This is a genomic window from Saccharibacillus sp. O23 (assembly GCF_002205895.1).
GTDB lineage: Bacteria > Bacillota > Bacilli > Paenibacillales > Paenibacillaceae > Saccharibacillus.
Window position 1 is genome coordinate 56,149 of sequence record NZ_NJDE01000021.1, and the last position, 18,997, is coordinate 75,145.

At 58.7% G+C, this 18,997-nt stretch carries 16 protein-coding genes; 3 read left to right on the forward strand and 13 right to left on the reverse strand.

Going from position 1 to position 18,997, the window contains the following annotated elements:
• Nucleotides 1-7: 7 nt before the first annotated feature.
• The 6 genes from CDO73_RS21135 to CDO73_RS21165 form a co-directional block, all read right to left on the reverse strand.
• Entirely contained in the window at nt 8-952 is a 945-nt protein-coding gene (locus CDO73_RS21135) for a lipoate--protein ligase family protein (RefSeq protein WP_256972796.1), read from the reverse strand.
• 124 nt (nt 953-1,076) lie between these two features.
• Nucleotides 1,077-1,604, reverse strand: a complete 528-nt coding sequence (locus tag CDO73_RS21140; RefSeq protein ID WP_088490515.1) for a hypothetical protein — start codon at nt 1,602-1,604, stop codon at nt 1,077-1,079.
• 280 nt (nt 1,605-1,884) lie between these two features.
• On the reverse strand, nt 1,885-2,478 hold the full coding sequence (folE, locus tag CDO73_RS21145; protein ID WP_088490516.1) for a GTP cyclohydrolase I FolE: 594 nt from the start codon (nt 2,476-2,478) through the stop codon (nt 1,885-1,887).
• Nucleotides 2,479-2,572: 94 nt separating this feature from the next.
• Nucleotides 2,573-2,851 (reverse strand): YneF family protein, encoded by a 279-nt coding sequence (locus tag CDO73_RS21150; protein WP_088490517.1) that lies wholly within the window; start codon nt 2,849-2,851, stop codon nt 2,573-2,575.
• A gap of 636 nt (nt 2,852-3,487) precedes the next feature.
• A complete protein-coding gene (gene queG, locus CDO73_RS21160; protein WP_088490519.1) occupies nt 3,488-5,554 on the reverse strand; it encodes a tRNA epoxyqueuosine(34) reductase QueG in 2,067 nt (688 codons plus the stop codon).
• A 1,202-nt stretch (nt 5,555-6,756) separates the two neighbouring features.
• The gene (locus CDO73_RS21165) at nt 6,757-7,182 is read right to left on the reverse strand and encodes a GNAT family N-acetyltransferase (RefSeq protein ID WP_088490520.1); all 426 of its coding nucleotides are present in this window, start codon (nt 7,180-7,182) and stop codon (nt 6,757-6,759) included.
• 734 nt (nt 7,183-7,916) lie between these two features.
• Here CDO73_RS21165 and CDO73_RS21170 point away from each other — a divergent pair.
• Nucleotides 7,917-8,528 carry a superoxide dismutase gene (locus tag CDO73_RS21170; RefSeq protein ID WP_087798716.1) on the forward strand — a complete coding sequence of 204 codons (612 nt, stop codon included), beginning with the start codon at nt 7,917-7,919 and terminating at the stop codon, nt 8,526-8,528.
• 149 nt (nt 8,529-8,677) lie between these two features.
• Here CDO73_RS21170 and mutY read toward each other — a convergent pair whose 3' ends face one another.
• Together mutY and acpS are read right to left on the reverse strand one after the other, a co-directional pair.
• On the reverse strand, nt 8,678-9,934 hold the full coding sequence (gene mutY, locus CDO73_RS21175) for an A/G-specific adenine glycosylase (protein ID WP_088490521.1): 1,257 nt from the start codon (nt 9,932-9,934) through the stop codon (nt 8,678-8,680).
• Nucleotides 9,931-10,335, reverse strand: coding sequence for a holo-ACP synthase (gene acpS, locus CDO73_RS21180; RefSeq protein WP_088490522.1), 405 nt, complete (start codon nt 10,333-10,335; stop codon nt 9,931-9,933). The genes mutY and acpS overlap by 4 nt, the downstream gene beginning before the upstream one ends.
• Before the next feature lie 209 nt (nt 10,336-10,544).
• On the opposite strand from acpS, the gene CDO73_RS21185 reads away from it, so the two are divergent.
• Nucleotides 10,545-11,162, forward strand: a complete 618-nt coding sequence (locus CDO73_RS21185; RefSeq protein ID WP_143536162.1) for a PH domain-containing protein — start codon at nt 10,545-10,547, stop codon at nt 11,160-11,162.
• Nucleotides 11,163-11,312: 150 nt separating this feature from the next.
• Here CDO73_RS21185 and nadE read toward each other — a convergent pair whose 3' ends face one another.
• The 3 genes from nadE to CDO73_RS21200 form a co-directional block, all read right to left on the reverse strand.
• Complete coding sequence (nadE, locus tag CDO73_RS21190) at nt 11,313-12,128, reverse strand: ammonia-dependent NAD(+) synthetase (RefSeq protein ID WP_088490524.1); 816 nt, start codon at nt 12,126-12,128, stop codon at nt 11,313-11,315.
• 267 nt (nt 12,129-12,395) lie between these two features.
• Nucleotides 12,396-12,830: a BrxA/BrxB family bacilliredoxin gene (locus CDO73_RS21195; RefSeq protein WP_088490525.1), complete on the reverse strand. Its 435-nt coding sequence runs from the start codon at nt 12,828-12,830 to the stop codon at nt 12,396-12,398.
• A 175-nt stretch (nt 12,831-13,005) separates the two neighbouring features.
• On the reverse strand, nt 13,006-14,754 hold the full coding sequence (locus CDO73_RS21200) for an ATP-binding protein (RefSeq protein WP_088490526.1): 1,749 nt from the start codon (nt 14,752-14,754) through the stop codon (nt 13,006-13,008).
• A gap of 353 nt (nt 14,755-15,107) precedes the next feature.
• On the opposite strand from CDO73_RS21200, the gene CDO73_RS21205 reads away from it, so the two are divergent.
• Nucleotides 15,108-16,382, forward strand: a complete 1,275-nt coding sequence (locus tag CDO73_RS21205) for a BaiN/RdsA family NAD(P)/FAD-dependent oxidoreductase (protein WP_088490527.1) — start codon at nt 15,108-15,110, stop codon at nt 16,380-16,382.
• 307 nt (nt 16,383-16,689) lie between these two features.
• On the opposite strand, the gene CDO73_RS21210 is transcribed toward CDO73_RS21205, so the two are convergent.
• Nucleotides 16,690-18,009, reverse strand: coding sequence for an ABC transporter permease (locus CDO73_RS21210; RefSeq protein ID WP_088490528.1), 1,320 nt, complete (start codon nt 18,007-18,009; stop codon nt 16,690-16,692).
• Entirely contained in the window at nt 18,006-18,740 is a 735-nt protein-coding gene (locus CDO73_RS21215; RefSeq protein WP_256972797.1) for an ABC transporter ATP-binding protein, read from the reverse strand. Before CDO73_RS21215 ends, CDO73_RS21210 begins: the two co-directional genes overlap by 4 nt.
• Nucleotides 18,741-18,997 lie beyond the last annotated feature (257 nt).

An 18,997-nucleotide genomic window follows, 5' to 3' on the forward strand; every position in this document is an offset into this window, starting at 1 on the left:
CTTGCGGCTAATCCCGGTCGTAACGGGCTTTGAGCGAATCGGACAAACGATCCAACTCGTCGAACGGAAGCTCGGGGCCTTGCGTCAGAACTTCGGCTCCGGCTTGTTCGATCATCCGATCCATCAGCGAAGAAATGTACGCTTCGGCCGACGGTACGCCGGCCAGCTCGTCCAAGCTCGCCATCGATCCTTCGCGCACGTCGGGGTAGGCTTCGCCGGGCCGCAGCGTGCCGGAGGCTTCGTCGTAGAATTCGCGCGCCAGGCGCCGCCGCTCTTCGCCGCTGCCTTCCGCGATCACGAAAGCGGTCAAGATATACGCTTTGGTCTGACGCCGCTGCGCGATTCCGCAGAACTTGCGGCCGTTCACGCTGACGTCGTAATCGCCCGGACAGAAAGCCCCGGCGATCTCGCCCGCTCTCGCTTCGCTCGTCCACGGCGAAGCCGCTCCGGCGATCAGCGAGACCATGCGTTCGAAGTCTCCGTGCAGCTCCAGCTTGCGGTCCGGATTCGGCAGAATGATCGAGACGTTGACCACGCCTTCGTCGAGCGGCACGGCCGCCCCGCCCGATACCCGCACCGCGACCGAACAGCCTTCGCGCCTCAACTTGTCCATCGCCTGCGGAGCGCGCGGAAGCCTGCGGTCTCTCATGCCGATCGTCAGCGCGTAAGGATGCCGCCAGATATGCATGATCGGCGCTTCTCCTTCGCCTACCCGCCGGCACATCATCTCTTCCCAAGCCAGCGGAAACATCACGTCTTCCGGCATGCTCTCCAGCGGCGGCGCCCAGATGCGGATGCCGGAAGGCCATAGCGCTTCTTTTTCGCGTCCCGGCGCGTTATCCCGGTCTTCCCGCCGATCGGCCGCCGTTCGTCCTCCGACACCGTTCGCTCCGTCGTCATGCCGGTGTTCCGATTCGCCCGTGCCCGGACGCTCCGATCCGTTCTTTGCCATTCGCTACCGCCCCTTTGCCGATTTGTGCAGCCTATGCTCCGCATTCGACCGAACGCGAAACGCCCGACTGTTTATTCGAAAAAGACAGGACGAAAAATCGTTTCATCCTGTCGAAATTCCGGCTTCATTCCGCGGCGCGAAGACTCTTCGCCATATCGATCAACAGCGGCAGCGCTTTGGCTTTGTCCAGATAAGTGAAAGAGACGACGTAAGTCTTCCCCCCGTGCTCCACTTGGAAAAAGTCCGCGATCCGCCCGTCGTTGATCGAGCCGCGATATTCCCGGTAGCCCATCAATTCTTCGGTACGGTCTCTCATCAACGAAGCGTCGATCAGCGAGTTCGTCGTCACCGTCATAAAGATCTGCTGATCTTGGAACCCCCATGCCGTATCGTTACCCATCTTGAACGTCTTCGCCCCTTCGGGCAGATAAGCGCCGATCGGCAGTTCCGGATGACGTTCGAACTTGCCCGGCACTTGTTCGCCGTTCCAGTTCAGCGTCACCTTTTCGTTCGCGTCGTAAGCTTTGAGATCGAAAAGGTTCTCCGTTCCTTCCAGCGGCGCTGCTTCCTGATGGCCGATCCATGCCGGCTTGCCGCAGGCCGTGAGCGCGAGCAGCAGAATCAAAGCCAGAACGATCGTCGTTTTTCTCATCGGTATCCACTCCTCCCGGTTCTTCGAAATCTATAGGCCTGAAAAAAGAACCCGCCGAGCCGAGACGCGTCTTCGAGCGCTCCGTCTTGCGAACGGAACGTCTCGAAAAAGCGGCTCACGGCCGAACAGGTTCGTCTTGCTGGTGTATGCCGTAGGGCCGCGTACGCAGTCTCCCCGAAGGGAGTCCGAACGGACTCGCCCCTTTCGGAGATTGCGTATACGTCCTAGCGAGTTGACCGAATCCAATCCGAGATGCCTCTACTTATTGGCGGTCAGCTTCTTAGTTCTTGATCAGCGCGAGGCATTCCGCCCGCTGCGCGGCATCGTTGCGGAGCACGCCGCGTACCGCCGTCGTCACGGTCTTGCTGCCCGGCTTCTTGACGCCGCGGGCGCACATGCACAGATGCTCGCCTTCGACGACGACCATCACGCCTTTGGGCTGGAGAACTTCGACCAAAAGATCGGCGATCTGCGTCGTGATGCGTTCTTGCACCTGCAAGCGCCGCGTCACCGCTTCGGCCAATCGCGCGAATTTGCTCAAGCCCGCGATCCGGCCGTTCGGAATATATCCGATATGAATCTTGCCGAAGAACGGAGCCATATGATGTTCGCATTGGCTGTAGTAGACGATATCTTTGACGATAACCAGTTCTTCGTGGTGCTCGTCGAACGTGACGCCGAGCGCTTCCCGAGGATCGACGCCGTATCCGGCAAAGATCTCTTCGTACATCCGCGTCACGCGAGCCGGAGTCTCCAACAGCCCTTCCCGCTGCGGGTCCTCGCCGATCAGTTCCAAAATCTTGGCGATATGGTGCTCGATCTGCTCGCGGTTGTCGCCAACCTGCTTATTCGTATAGTCGTTAACGCCGGACATGTTCCGTTCCTCCTTACCTGATGCGCCGAACAGTTTCGGTTAACCGAATCCGTTCGGCGCATGTGCCGGGCTCATCCGAGAACCCGGAGAGCGCTTATCTTCTCCGCTTGTTGGGAGGATACGCATTGCCTTTAGGCGCTTTGCCTCCGGGCATTCCGCCCGGCATGCCGCCGTTTTTCTTCATCATTTGCTGCGCCTGCTGCATCTGTTTGCCATTCAGGTTATATCCCATCTGCTTGGCCATTTTTTGCAGCATTTCCGGGTCGTTCTGCATGTTCGTAAGCTGACGGCGCAGATAATACACGCCGATAAAGAACCCGCCGACCAAACCGACGATCAATGTGACGATCGGTATCACGTAATTCCACCACATCGTTGATGTCACCCCACGTTTTTTTGCTGTGTATGCGCGTCGACTGCGCCGCTTCGACCGTCCGAAACGAATAAGCCGCTTGTACGGGCGAGCCGTACGAAACGCCGCCGCATCGTTCAAGTAAAGCCGGAATAAGAAAACGCAAAGACGCACGTATCAAGTGTAGCACGAGGCGGCGGCTGCCGCAATTTATAATTCCGGCGAAAAACGCGCGCGAAACGAGGTGCTCGGAGCGGCCGATCGAAGGCGCGTCGGACCGTTCGATCCGTTCCCGTCGACGCGCGGCATGAAGATACAAGATATATGCCGGTCGTGACCTCCGCCCGAGCCGATGCTCCGCGCTGCGCTGCCCGGTAGGTCGAATTCGGCGATTCGCGCTGCCCCGCGCCTGAACGATTGCGATTTCGGATGAGTTTCGGAGCGGAATCGTTCAACCGCAATCGTTCGCCGGGAATCGCTGCCGCCGCAACGGAACGGCGATTCGTTAGACGTCTGTTTCGGCTCTCTTTTCGACGCTAACGGAACCACGATTCGTTAGCCGCGAAAAAAAGGAGAAAATCGGACGCAAAAGGCTCTTTTTTCCGTTCTAAGCGCCCGCTCGTTCCGTTAGCTTTTCGATCAGGCTGAAAAACGCTTCTAAGCGTCGTCTCGTTCCGTTAGAGTGCGATTCCCCAGTACGCGGGCTTCGATCGCGAGCAGCTTCTCTTTGACCTCCACGCCTCCGGCGTAACCGACCAGCTTCCCGTCCGCGCCGACGACTCGGTGGCAGGGCAGGATCAGCGGCAGCGGATTGCGGTTGTTGGCGCCGCCTACCGCGCGCACGGCGGCGGGACGCCCGACCGCTTCGGCGATTCGTTTGTACGAGGCGGTCTCGCCGTAGCCGATCTTCTCCAGCGCGCGCCAGACTTCGACTTGGAACGGCGTGCCGCGCAGATCGAGCGGCAGATCGAACGTCTCCCGGCGGCCGGTCAAATATTCGAACAACTGCTTCTTGTACGGCTTGATGGCCTCCGGACGGCGGACGATCTCCGCCGATTCGAACCAGCGCTTCGCCCACGGCGCCAGCTTCGCCGAGACGGCTTCGAACGTGCCGAAGTCGATCCGGCAGAGCCCGCTGCCGCTCTTTGTCAGCACCAACGGCCCGATCGGCGACTGCATCTCGTCGTAGACGAGATGCTCGGCCGTAACCGGGGCCGGCGAAGCTCCGGCCTGCTGCGCCGGAACTTCCACGGCGAGCGCGGCTCCGCCTGCCTGAGCGGTCCGCGCGGTCGACTCCGCCGCGAAAATCGCGGCTTCGCCTTGCGGCGGCGCGACTGCGTCCGCACTGCTATACGCTTCGCCCTGCGCGACTGCGTCCGCGCCGCTATCCGCTCCATCCGCTCCGCCCTGCGCGACCACGTCCGCGCCGCTATGCGCTCCGCTCTGCGCGACTATGTCCGCGCCGCTATCCGCTCCGCCCCCGCCGAGCCGAACATCCGGCTCGGAAACCCGGCCTCGCCGCGAAGGATCGCCTTTCGCGGGACGAGGCTTGCGGCCTTCGCGCGCTTCGCTCAGCGCGAGCGAGATGCGCTCGAGCACTTCCGCATCCTGCTCCAGCGCCTGCGCGGCGAGCAGGGCTTCTTCGGCCGCGGAGCCGCCGATCCGGCCGATCGACCACGCGGCGGTGCCGCGCATGACCGGACGCGGATCGCTGCCGAGCACTTCGGCCAGCTTCGGCAGCGCCGTCTCGTCCTTGAAGTTCCCCAGCGCGATGACCGCGTTGCGCTGGATCGGTCCCCGGCCGCGCCAAGCGGCGGCCGTCTCGCCGAACTGCTCTTTGAACTGCCGGTTGCTCAGATCGAGCAGAGGCAGCAGCAGCGGCTTGGCTTTCTCCGGATCGGGCTGCAATTGATCGTGATGCGGCCAATGCTTGCCTTTATTTTTCGGACAGACGATCTGGCAGGTGTCGCAGCCGTACAGCCGATTGCCGATCTTCATCATGAATTCTTCGCTCAGCAGCCCCTTGGTCTGCGTAAGGAACGATACGCAGCGCTGCGCGTTCAGCTCGCCGGGGCCGACCAACGCGCCCGTCGGGCAAGCGTCGATGCAGCGCGTGCAGTCGCCGCAGTCTTCCTGCACTTCTTCGTCCGGCGAGAACGGAATATTGGTGATCAGCTCGCCGAGATAGATCCACGAGCCGTATTTGGGCGAGATGATCATGCAGTTTTTCCCTTGAAACCCGATGCCCGCCCGATGCGCGACCGCGCGGTCCGACAGCACGCCGGTATCGACCATGTCGACCACGTTCGCCCACGGCACGCGTTCTTGGATAAAAGCGATCAGCCGCTTCATCGCTTCGCGCAGCACATGATGATAATCCCGGCCCCAAGCCGAGCGCGCCATCATGCCCCGGGTGCGTCCCGGTTCCGATTTCGGCGCGTTCTCCAGCTTCGACGGATAAGCCACCGCGATCGCGATCAGCGACTGCGGATCTTCGTGACTCAGCGCGGGATACGTCCGTTTGTCCAGATCCGGCTCTTCGAAGCCCGATTCGTACCCTTTCGCGCGATGCTGTTCCAAGCGTACCCGCAGCGACAGAAAAGGATCGGCCGCGGCGAATCCGATATCGTCGATGCCCAGCGAAGGCGCCGCTTCGATAATTTCCCGCTTCAGCGTTTCCCATGAAGCCCGATTCGTTCCTGCACTGCTTGTTCTTTTTTCCATGTCGTCGAGTTCCCTCCTTTTCCCGCATGATGCGATTCAGATCTTCCATCCTTCTATCTCGTCAAAAGACGCCTGCTTCGGATCAGCCTTCGGGCCGCCCGGCAGTCTTGTTCATGATCGTTATCGGCAGCAGCCTTTCTTAGCGAGGTTCTGCCGGCCGGAGCAGTTACGTTGCACAAAAAGCAACGTAGCCGGCGCAAACGCGCAGTTATCCGCTCTACATTGCCAAAAAAGCAACGTAGAAGCCGGAATTCGAAGAAAGCACGCTGCTTCGATGCTCTACGTTGCACAAAAAGCAACGTAGCCGGCGCAAACGCGCTTTTATCCCCTCTACGTTGCCGAAAAGGCAACGTGGAAGTCAGAATTCAGCGAAAACGCGCTGCTTGAATGCTCTAAGTTACATAAAAGGCAACGTAGCCCGCGAAAACGTGCTTTTATCCCCTCTACGTTGCCGAAAAAGCAACGTAGAAACCGGAATTCGGCGCAAACGCGCTGCTTGGATGCTCTACGTTGCAAAAAAAGCAACGTAGCCCGCGAAAACGCGCATTTATTCCCGCTACATTGCCGAAAAAGCAACGTAGAAACCGGAATTCGGCGCAAACGCGCTGCTTGGATGCTCTACGTTGCACAAAAAGCAACGTAGCCGGCGCAAACGCGCTTTTATCCGCTCTACATTGCCTAAAAAGCAACGTAGAAGCCGGAATTCGACGCAAACGCGCTGCTTCGGTGCTCTACGTTGCATAAAAGGCAACGTAGCCAGCGAAAACGCGCAGTTATCCGCTCTACGTTGCCAAAAAAGCAACGTAGAAACTGGAATTCGGCGAAAACACGCTGCTTCGATGCTATACGTTGCCGAAAAAGCAACGCAGCCCGCCTATGCAGCATGCGCCCGCAGTCCTCTCGCATCTCACGGACGAGCGCGCCCCGGTGCTCGTACCGGCGCTTGGCGCGCTCTCTATTGTACCTCAAAAACAAACGGAATCGAGCGGCTAACCGACGATTCCTTGGCGCCTGATCCGGATCAAAATAAAAAGCACGCCCGCGCTCTCCGACCTCCGAAGCGGCTGTGAAGCCGTACGGAAGCCCGAGGACTCGGGCATGCTATGCAACGTAAAACGGTTCCTTTCCGGGGAACCGAAGCTTGTCTTCTCTACCGGTCGTCCGCTCCCCGCGAACTCCCGTGCTCGACGCGCGTGCGGGTCTTAGTTGACCGCCAGAATGCTGAGCTTCTGGAACGCGTTCAGAATTCGATTCGCGCCGTATCCCATCGCTTCATAGAGCGGGAACGCCGGCGAATTGTGTTCGTCGCCCGACACGAAGATGTGGCTGACTTTGCGCTGTTGGAAACGTCCTTCCAACTTGGCGACCAGCGCTTTGCCGATTCCTTGACGACGGTAATCCGGATGTACGGCGATACGGTAGTAACAACCCATATTGCGTTCGATCGTGCCGATCAGCACGCCCACCAATTCATCCCCGTCTTCGGCCACCAGGATCAGTTCCGAATCCCAAGACAGCTGTCTGGAGAACGGCCCGATCGTCTTTTCATAACATTCTTCGGATAAAGCAACCTGTAGAAGTTCCGTGATGCGGCCGGAATCACTCAACTGAAAAGAACGAACGTTCATGCTTGAATCCCCTTCTTCTTCGGAAATGGCAGCTAATGCGAAACACGATAGGCGAGGCTTTTCGCGGCGGAAAATCGGACTTTTGCGCTTTCCGTCCGGCCCGTACCATGAAAATCATCGTCCGGAGTTTTTCGCAAACGCTTACTTGAATCAGGTTTTTACAGAAAGAAAGACGTGGGTTTACAAAAAAGGCAGAAAAAAAACGTGGATTACAGCGGTTTTACTTTCCACACACGATTATTAAACCATAAGTTACGCAAAAAAACATTACTTTTCTTTTGCGAGCCTTTCGCTTTCCGCTTTTTCGTCCGTCGATCGACCTATTTTTCAGGTGTTTAAGTCATGGCTGCCGCTCCATCATAAACGAAGTTCTTTTTACAACGGTATGATATTTTTAACAATCTTCTCGGGTTTCCGGACAGGACGAATCGCCGCTCGCGCACCTTTTTCGCTCCCTGTTCCGACGCCGCGCAGCGCCCCGAAAACCTTCACTCATTCTTCATCTTCGCTTACGTTCCTTCATTAATCGCCCGCAAACCTTCGCCCCGCTTGAGTTCTTATGATTTTTCGTACAGACAGGCAAGCTACGGAGAAAAATTGACCTATTGATTTAAAGAAAGTGTTCCTGTTTAATAAGGAGGTAAGGACGTCCCTATGTACATCCTATGTTCACAGCATCATCCTTAACGCGGGCAACGTCGTTAAATCCAACTTAAGCAGGAGGTAATCTTATCATGGCTTTTGAACTGCCGGCACTGCCGTATTCGAACGATGCGCTTGAACCCCATATCGATGCACAAACGATGGAAATCCACCACGATCGCCATCACAACACATATGTGACTAACCTCAACAACGCCCTGGAGAGCGCTCCTGAACTGCAAAGCAAGAGCCTCGAAGAGCTGATCGGCGATCTGGACAGCGTTCCGGAAAGCATCCGTACTGCCGTTCGCAACAACGGCGGCGGCCACCACAACCACAGCCTGTTCTGGACCGTAATCGGACCGAACGGCGGCGGCGCTCCTTCGGGCGATCTGGCTGCGGCGATCGACAGCGAACTCGGCGGATTCGATAAATTCAAAGAAGACTTCGCCAAAGCGGCTACGACTCGTTTCGGCAGCGGCTGGGCTTGGCTCGTCGTAGGCAAAGACGGCAAACTGGCCGTAACCAGCACGCCTAACCAAGACAGCCCGATCATGGAAGGCCAAACGCCGATCCTCGGTCTGGACGTATGGGAGCATGCTTACTACCTGAAATTCCAAAACAAACGCCCGGATTACATCGCGACGTTCTGGAACGTCGTGAACTGGGACGAAGTGGCTAAACGTTACGCGGCCGCAAAATAAATCCGTTTCCGGCCTTGCCGCATCTTGCATCGCGGCACGCCGCAATCGGAAAAAGCCGATCCCTCGGGGATCGGCTTTTTTGCGTTTTCCTTATTTTCCGTTTTCGTATTTTCCGTTTCGAAGCGCGTACGAGACCGCGCGAACCGGCTTTATTCCTGTTCCCCGTCGAAATACCGGTTCAGGATGTTCGAGAAGAGGTTCGGGAACGCGATCGTTTGCATGTCTTCCCGCGAGATCCAGCGCCATTCTTCGCCGCTCTCTTCTTCCTCCGACTCTGAGCCGTCCGGCCCGGTCGCTTCCGGCACGGCCGTCTCGTAAGGCACGCCGCTCTCGGCGGCCAAGAGCGCCAACGTCTCCGGTTCTTCATGCGCGATCAATACCCGCATCGTCCAATGAATATGGCTGAACGTATGCTCCGCCGTCATATAAGGGGACATCGGCGACCACGTCAGGCCGCGGTCTTCGAGCAGTTCTTCGAGCTGCGAGACTTCCAAGCCCAGCTCTTCGCCTGCGACCGCGATATGCGGCAGTTCCCACATGCCCGCGAGCAGTCCGGTTTTCGGGCGGCGGCGTACCAGCACGCGGCCTTCGCGTTCGCCCGCGCCTTCCAGCAGTACGGCCAGACGCTGCTCGGGACGCGGCTTTTTGGCTTTCGTTTTGACCGGCAGTTCGCGTTCCATGCCTTCGATCCGTCCCCGGCAGTGCTCCATCACGGGGCAGATCAGACAGTGCGGCGATTTCGGCGTACAGATCAACGCGCCGAGTTCCATCAGCGCCTGATTGAAATCGGACGCCCGGCCTTCGGGGATCAAGGCGGGAATCATCTTCTCCATCGCGATGCGGGTCTTCGGCTTGGCGATATCGTCTTCGATGAGGAAGTATCGCGAAAAGACCCGCATGACGTTTCCGTCGACGGCCGGCTCCGGCTGGTTGAACGCGATGCTCAGAATCGCGCCGGCCGTATACGGCCCTACGCCTTTGAGCGCGAAGACATGCTCGCGTTCCGACGGCATCTGCCCGCCGTGCCGCTCGACGATCTGCTGGGCGGCCGCTTGCAGATTACGGGCGCGCGAATAATAGCCCAGCCCTTCCCACATCTTCACGACGTCTTCTTGCGGCGCTTCCGCCAGATCGCGGATCGTCGGAAAACGTTCGATAAAACGGTTGAAGTACGGAATGACCGTATCCACCCGCGTCTGCTGCAGCATGATCTCCGAGACCCAGATAAAATACGGATCGCGATGGCGGCGCCACGGCAGGTCCCTTTTGCTCCGATCGTACCAGATCAACAGCTCGCGGCTGAAATAAGCGCGGCTCTCCTCGGCTTCGACCGCGTCGATCTTCTCCTGCGCGGCGCGTTCCGCGAGGGTTCTTGTTTGCTCGTCGTTATGGTTATCGGCGTTCATGACGTCGTTTCCGTCCTTTCTACTACGGCGAAAGCCGAAGCCATCCCCGGTTGATGCGTAATGCTCAGATGTATGATATAACCGTTCCCGTTCGGCAGGTTCAATCGGTTCCAAGCTTCTTCCGATAACGTGACGCCGGGTTTGCCCAGCGCATCCGGCACGATCTGTATGTCTTCGAATCCGACCTGAGCGCCGATTCCGGTGCCCAGCGCTTTGACCACGGCTTCTTTGGCGGCAAAACGGCCCGACACGAACTCGGACAATCTCGGCCCTCGTTCTCTCGCGATCTCGATCTCGGCCGGAGTCAATATTCGGCGCAAGAACCGCTCGCCCTGCCGTCCGTCCAGTACTTTGGCAACCCGCTCGATCTCCAATAGGTCATGACCGATTCCGTAAATCATTCCGTCGTTCCTCCGCTTCCCGCCTTCTTGTTTCCGATCCATTGTTCGGCCTGGCGATCGGACCAATTTTTATTGTATCAGGAGAAACAATCGAACTCCAGTTCCTCTTCGCGTTTTCGATTCTGTAGGATTATTCGCCGGCATCGGTTAGAATAAATGCAGCAGGAAGGCCTGCACGATCCAGACCTCATAACGAAAGGTGGATTTTCTTGTCCCGTAACATTTTCTCGCGCATGACCTCCGACCTTACCGGAATGTCCGACAATTGCAAGGTCATCCCTCCGTCCGAATTCAAGAATTGTCAGGCTCAGTCTTACGTGTTCACCGAAATGAACGAGAAACTCTATTTCGTGCTCAAATCTACCAAAGACGAATACGCGTTCACCAATATCGGCATGATCCATGTCGACGGGGAGAAAGCGATCAGCAGCAAGCGGCAGATTCTGCGCTACAACTATTTCGAACATACGCCGACGAACGTGATCTTGGAAACGGCGGGCACGGTCGATCTCGACGTCGAGATCAAGTTCACGTTGGGACAGAATTTCTCGATCGACGTGGTCAAGGCGCATCTGGAACAGCTGACCGTCCTCTACAAGATCCTGACCTTGATCGGCATGACCAAACACGAATACGCGCGCCATTGGGCTCTGGTCGAACGCAGCTTCGAGCACAGCCGAGACGCCGTAGGCCGCCTCTCGGGCACGGGCAGCGCAAGTTCGGAATACCGCGCCATCCTTCAGCACGCGCAGACCGAACTGCTGGCCGCTTACGAAAAATACCATCCGCAAGAATACGACGCGGCGTTCGAACTGTATCTTTCCTGATCGCAGGCAGATTCGAAGCCGTCGGTTGCAGACGTACCGATCGTACTCGAAAAAGGACCCGAGCTTACCGCCCGGGTCCTTTTAAGCACGCGCATATTCAGCTTCTTCCGAACAGGAACTCGCGCCCCGAGCGAATCGGCTTCCGGCCGATCAGATGCCCGGAATCGGATTGCGCTTGTGCGCGGTTCTCTTATAGAAACTCTCCAGCAGCTCCTGCGCTTGCGGCGATACTTCTTTGCCTTCCAGATAATCGCTGTTCTCGTCGTACGTGATGCCGAGTTCGGTCTCGTCGGTCTGTCCGACCCACAGTCCGGCCGTCGGCGCTTTGGTCACGATCTCCGCCGGCACGCCGAGCGCGCTCGCCACTTGACGGACCTGACGTTTGTTCAGCGTGGACAGCGGCGTGATATCGACCGCTCCGTCGCCCCATTTCGTATAGAAACCGGTGATCGCTTCCGAAGCGTGGTCCGTGCCGACGACGAGCAGATTCATCTCGAACGACAGCGCGTACTGCACGACCATGCGCGTTCTGGCTTTGATGTTGCCTTTGCCTTTGTCCGTCATCTTGCGCGGATTATCGATATCGAGCTTCTCGAAGCTCTTCTCGACGGTCGAAGCCACATGGTCGACGGCGTCTTGGATATTCGTCTCGATCGTATGCGTCAAGCCGAACGCTTTGGCGGTCGCGTAGCTGTGCTCGATATCCGTTTGCTCGCCGTAAGGCTGGAATACGCCCAGCGTGATATATTCCTTGCCTTTCTCCTGCGTCAGTTCGTCCGTCGCGCGCTTGCAGAGGCCAGTCGCCACCGCGCTGTCCACGCCGCCGCTGATCGCGATCAACAGGCCGTTCGTTCCCGAATCGAGCACGTACTTTTTCAGAAAGTCGACCCGCTTGCGGATCTCGGCTTCCGGATCGATCGAAGGCTGAACGCCCAGATCGGCGATAATCTCTTGCTGCAAACTCATCGTACAATCTCTCCTTTGAATATCCGGACTTGCTGCTCCCGGACAAAATGGATGCTGCCTATACCCTCAATTATACCCGGAAGAAGCTGACATCGAACTGACTTTGTGTTTTTTTGCTCATGTCGCTGTATGTAAAAGGCGCTCCGCGGCGGTTAAACGCACGGCAAAAACCCCGGCACGACCCAAGTGTCTGCCGGGGCATCGCCCGCAAAAGTCCGGAAGATCCGGCTTCGCATTGCGCGGCGGAAAAAATTCCTGACGGAAAGCTTAGCCGCAGAATTCGTCGAAAGCGCGCGTCAGATCGTCGGCGATCTCGCCGGCGGAGCGGTCTTCGATGCTGTGACGCTCGATGAAGTGCACGAGTTCGCCGTCTTTGAACAGCGCGATCGAAGGGGACGAAGGCGGGTACGGCGCGAAATATTCGCGAGCCTGAGCCGTTGCTTCCTTATCCTGTCCCGCGAATACGGTGAACAGATTGTTCGGCTTTTTCTCGTGCTGAAGCGCTTGAGCGACGCCCGGACGGCATTGGCCGGCCGCGCAGCCGCAGACGGAGTTGATGACGACAAGCGTCGTTCCTTCCGCGTTCGGCAGGTTCTCTTCCACTTCCTCCGGCGTACGAAGCTCGCGGATGCCCAGCGATGTCAGCTCGTCCCGCATCGGTTGAATCATATCACGCATGTATTGGTCGAAAGACATAGCCATGGTATTCACTCCTCCAGAAACGTTGATGACATAAACCCGTTCGTTCTTCGGCCTATGCTGCCTTCATTATAACGTGCCTCCTAACGAAAGGAAAGCCGTTTCCTCTATTGCGCAGTCTTGTTACGAAGTCGGAAAAGAACAGCGAAGCCGCTCGGCTGCCGGTTTTGTCCGGCCGTCAAACGGACGATTCCTTGGAGGAACTCCCGACCGTATCCGCCGCTTCGTCATTCTTCGCTTTTTCGGCTTTGCCGAACTCGATCGTGACCTCGGTTCCTTCGCCTACCGTCGATTCGATGTTCAGACGGCCTCCGTGACGTTCGGCGATGCCCGCGCAGAGCGCAAGCCCCAGTCCCGTGCCCGTTTTTTTGGTCGTGAAAAAAGGCTGCTTGATCCGCTCCAGCGTTTCTTCGGAAATGCCCGGCCCGTTGTCTTTGACCTTCAGCCGCAGCGTATGTTCGGTCTCTTCGGTCGAGATGACCAGCTCGCCCTTGTCGTCCATCGCTTCCAGCGCGTTGCGCGCCAGATTCAGCACCAACTGCTTCATCTCGCCCGGATGCATCGGCATCCGTTCGCCGTCCGCTCCGTCTTCGAACCGGATCGACAAGCCGCGCAGATTCGCGTCCGCCTGCAGCAGCGGCCACAGCTCTTCGACGACCGAACGCAGCGTGCGCTGCTCGTTCATCTCCGTTTTCGTGCGCGCGAGCGACAAGAAATCGTCGATAATGCCGCCGGCTCGGTCCAGCTCTTCCAGCACGATCTTGTAATAATGTCCGTATTCGGGCGGCGATTTGCCTTGAAGGATCTGCAAATATCCGCGCACGACGGCCATCGGATTGCGCACTTCGTGAGTCACGCTGGCCGCCATCTGTCCGATCAGACTCAAACGGTTCATGCTTTCCAACTCGGTGCGCATGCGTTCCATTTCCGTAACTTCGTAGATGCTGCATACCGCGCCGTTGACTTCCCCGGTTTTTCCGTAACTGGGCGACAGATAGAGATTGAATTTGCGTCCTTGAAATTCCAGCGGCTGCTCGACGTTCCGATTCTCGCGGATCGCGACATCCAACGCTTGCAGGAACAGAGGATCGGCCCGGGAGCCGGCGGCGCTCATCAAGTCCGAGAACGTCTGTCCCACGATCTGCTCGCGGGCAATGCCCGGCATCCGTTTGTCCAGCGCGCTGAATGCTTGGTCATTGATGCCCGTGACGCGCGCCGAGCGATCAAGCGTCAAGGCGAAGCCGGGCAGCGTCCGCATGAACGCCTGGAGCTTCGTCTCTTCTTCGATCATCCGCTCTCGCATGAAGCCGGCTTGTTCGCTCAAGGAATGGCGGTCCTGCACGTCGCGCCGGGAATACAGCAGCATCAGACCGGCGGCGACGGCGGCAACGACTTCGACGGCGATCTTGGGAAACACGCTCCACGCTTCGGCGCCCTGCAGGGACGTTTCCCGAATATGGAAAGCCGCATGGGGCAGGTACGCGACCAGCATCCATAACACGAACAGGGTTCCCCGTTTCCTGCGCGTCATGCCGATCATTCGCGAACGGGCAAGCGCCAGAACCAGCAAAGCGGCGACCTCGAGCACGATGTAGAAGATTTCGAGCGAAGAAGAAAACAGGTAACCGACAAGCGCATAGAAGGCGACGATCGGCAGCGCTCCTTTGGACACCCCGTACAAAATGCCCATTCCGGCCGGCAAAAGGGACAAATGGCCGTCGATTCGCGGGCTGCCCGCATCCAACAACCAACACAGCAGCACCGACAGCGCGCTGGCCCACGTGAAAGCGATCCCTACGGAATCTCCTTGATGTCTGAGCAGAAGACGAGGAGTGCGCTTACGAACGAACGTCTCGAGAGAAGGAACCAGAAGAACGGGGAGCGAAGCGAACAGGACTTGGATGATGAAGACTTTGAAGAGTTCCAACCGGCCGTACCTCCTTATCGGGTATGCAGCATCTCGGTGCCGAAAATCAGCCGCGTCGACCGATTTCCAATTTCAAGGAAAGCGCCTATGCTTTGATTAAAACATACCCATTCTTCCGATACAATAGACTTATCTCGCTTGAATCAAAGGATACGGTCGACGGAAACGCGCACGCTTTAAGGGCGTTTTCGGCGACCGTATCCTCGCCTCTATTCGAGATAAGGCGTTATGGACTTATCTCGCTTGAGTCCAAAGGTACGATCGGCGGGGGATTCCTATCGTTCTCGACCGTCCGCTTTCGCTTTTTATGCTATGATGAAGAAAATCGATCAATAGGAAAAGGAAGATGCACGTTGGATTACGAAGTCATCGTCGTCGGCGGAGGTTCGGCGGGATTGATGGCCGCCGCGGCGGCCGGAGAGCGCGGAGCGAAGGTACTGCTGCTCGACAAAGGAGACAAATTGGGACGCAAGCTCGGCATATCGGGCGGCGGGCGCTGCAACGTTACGAACAATAAGGAATTCGACGAACTGATCAAATGGATTCCCGGCAACGGCCGGTTTTTGTACAGCGCGCTGTCGCAGTTCGGCAGCCGCGAGATTATCGCTTTTTTCGAAAACTTGGGCATCGCGTTGAAAGAAGAAGACAACGGACGCATGTTCCCGGTGAGCGACAAAGCCAAAACGGTCGTCGACGCGCTCGTCGGACGGGTGCGTTCGCTCGGCGTCGAGGTGCGCATCAACGCGCCGGTCGAACGCCTTTTATATGAAGACGGACAAGCGGCGGGCGTGCGGCTGCGCGGGGGACAAGAAATTACGGCCCCCTGCGTGATCGCGGCGGTCGGCGGCAAATCGGTGCCGAAGACCGGTTCGACCGGCGACGGTTATCCGTGGGCGGAAGCGGCCGGACATACGATCACCAAGCTGTTCCCGACCGAAGTGCCGCTGACGTCGGGGGCTGCTTTTATCCAGAGCAAAGAGCTTCAAGGCTTGTCGCTGCGCGATATCGAACTGACCGTCTGGAACGCCAAAAGCAAGAAGTTGGTCACCCATACCGGCGACATGCTGTTCACGCACTTCGGTTTGTCCGGCCCCGCCGCGCTGCGGTGCAGCCAATACGTCGTCAAAGAACTCGATAAACAGGCCGGCGGCACGGTTCGCGTGACGGTGGACCTGATGCCGGGCCGCAGCGCCGACGACGTGTATCGGGAGACGATGAACCTAACGGCGGCCGAGCCGAAAAAGGCGATCAAAAACGTGCTGAAAAACGCCGTGCCGGAAAAATTGATCCCGCTGCTGCTGATCCGCGCGGAGCTTGACGAGATGCTGACGCACGACAATATTCCGAAAGCCAAATGGACCGAACTCGCGAAGCTGATCAAAGCGTTCCCGATCCCGGTCAACGGAACGCTGTCGATCGAAGACGCGTTCGTCACGGGCGGCGGCGTGCATCTCAAAGAAGTCGATCCGTCCACGCTGGAGTCCAAACTGACGGGCGGACTGTATTTCTGCGGCGAGCTGCTCGACATTCACGGTTACACCGGAGGCTACAATATCACGGCGGCTTTCTCGACCGGGCACGCGGCCGGCACCCATGCGGCGGAACGCGCGGCGGCGCTGCGGGGATAACAGGCAAGAGCATGAACGGGCCGGTTCCGCCCTATCGGAACGCAACCCTTAAATTGGATTCGGCCGAATCCTTCTTCGATCGGTGCCGGTTTGCAGACTCGCAGGAAATGTTGACGTTCGGTCGAAATTCGATCGAGGCTTTCTGTCGGAAATAGCAATCGTCAGCGCAAAAAGACGCCGTAACGGATATACGTTCCGTTACGGCGTCTTTTGTTTGTCCGAGCCGCCGCCGGAGGCCGGTCTCGGCGCTCGACCGCCGAATTCCGATCGGAAGACTGCTCATCGGACGAGCTTGGCCCCCCGCCCTCTATTCTTTCCTCTGCGAGAAGGCCGCCAGCAGATACGCCAGCAGCAGGCCGCAGGCCGCTCCCGGAAGGCCGAGCGCAAGCGCCCCCCACCAAGACGCGAAGACTTTGACGCCCAGACAGGCCGTCAAAACGAAAGCCAGCGGCAGCATCTGCGCGCCGACCGCAGGCCCACAGGCCGAGGACGCCAGCACGCCGTCCATCGCGGCGACCGGCGGGAACGCATGGTTCAGGAAGCGCAGCCAGAGGCCTCGCAGCCACATGGCGAACAGCAGCAGCATCAGCGGCACGACGATCCAGCCGACCCAGACCGGCCCGATCGCGGTCGCCGCCAAGCTGATTCCGGCGAACTGCAGGTACATGCGCGCGTACCCGCTGCCGCGCAGCGCGGATTTGATCGCGGCCTCCGCGATCCGGCGGGTCCGCCAGCTGCCGACGAAGCCCGGCAGAAGCGGCCGCGAGCTGCGCCACAGCCGGGTCGAGCGCTTCGGCAGGCTCGGCTTGTCCAGCGCCTGCGCCAGCAGCAGCGCGGCGAACCGCATTCGCGCCGCCAAATCGGCGGCGGCGCTTTCTTCGAAATGATGCGACAGCGCCGCGCGCCTCCGCATCAGGAACCCTGCCGCCGCGCCGAGTCCCGCGGCGGCGGCCAGACACGCGGCCGCGCCGGAGGCGGCCGCCCACAAGAACAGCGCCGAAGCCGCGAGCATGCCCGCGAAAGCGGCATACGGTCTCAGGCGTTCCTGCCGGTACACGACGGCGTTATGCGCCAAGAGCCCCGCTGCCAGATGCAGCGCCCACGCCGCCGGATACAACGCGGCGATCTCGCCCCAAGAGAGCCCCCGCGCTTCGCGCAGCAGGGGAAGCAGCAGCGCGAGAATCAGCGCCGCCTTCGCCCCTTGAACCGCCGCGAAGAGAATCATCGCGCGCGAGACCACGCTCCGCAGCCAGCCCGGCCGCTGCCGCAGGAACACGGCATCCGCCTGCTCGAGTAGCAGGATCGGCCGCGAGGCCATCGCCGCGACGACCGGCACGGCCATCAGAGCGGCCGTAGGCAGAGCCGCCAGCAGAGGCGGCGTCTCTCCGTGCCAGAACCCGTAATAATAGCGGGCGCCGAGCAGCCCGAACGGGATCAGGATATACAGCGCCACGATCCAATCCGTGACCGTCCGCAGATTGCGCCCTTCCCAAGCCAGATAATCGCGCAGCCGCCGCCGGAACAGGGATTTCGGGGCGGCCAATCCCGCGAAGCCGCTCCGCGCCGAAGCGCTTTCCGTCCGGCCCGGCGGAAGCGAACCTTCGTTCTCCGCATTCCCCCCGCTCATACGGTCAACGCCTCGAAGCAATCGAACAGATCGCCTTCCGGCTGCCCGCTTGCCCGGCGTATCTCCTGCAGATCGCCTTGAGCCGCCGTCTCGCCTTCCGACAGCAGCACGAAGTAGTCGCAGATCTTCTCCGCGGTATCGAGGACGTGCGTGCACATCAGCACGCCCGCGCCCCGTCGGCGCTCTTCTTCGAGCAGCCGCAGAAAGTCCCGCGTCGCTCTCGGGTCAAGTCCGATGAAAGGCTCGTCGACGATATAGACATCCGGTTTCAGCAGGAAGCCGAGCATTAGCATCATTTTCTGCTTCATGCCTTTCGACATGCCGCCGGGCAATTTGTCGCGGGCATCGGTCATTCGGAACCGTTCCAGCAGTTCGCCCGCGCTTTGTTCGAATGCTTGCTCCTCCATGCCGTAAGCCGCTCCCGCAAGCGCCAGATGTTCCCACAGCGTCAGCGTGTCGTAATAGAGAGGCTGTTCCGGCACATAGGCGTAAGTTCCCGATCCGCCGAGCGCGATCTCGCCTTTCACATGGGGAATCAGCTTCAAGATCGCTTTGATCGTCGTGCTCTTGCCTGCGCCGTTGGGGCCGATCAGGCCGACCAATTCGCCGCTACGTACGCGGAATTCCACGTCCCTTACCCGCGAATCGCCCGGCGAATATCCCGCCTCTTCGATCCGCACGTCCAATACGGACGGTTTGCCTTGTTCGTCCTTCGCTTCTTCCGTCTCCACCGTCTTGCTCCTTTCCCGCACGCGATTGCCAAAGTCGGCCAATGATGCTGAGAAGCTTTTTAGGCCGGCCAACGTACTTTTCTTCGCCATAATACGTCTTTTTCAGACTGCCGTTTCTTTTTTCGCCAATTTTCTCCTGTGTGCGCCGTCACTTCAAATTTGAAGTTTTCGTGAAAAGGCGAAATTTTAATAATTAAAATGAAAAACTGTGACAAATGACATGTTCCGATGCATTACTGCTGAACTAAGATAAACAT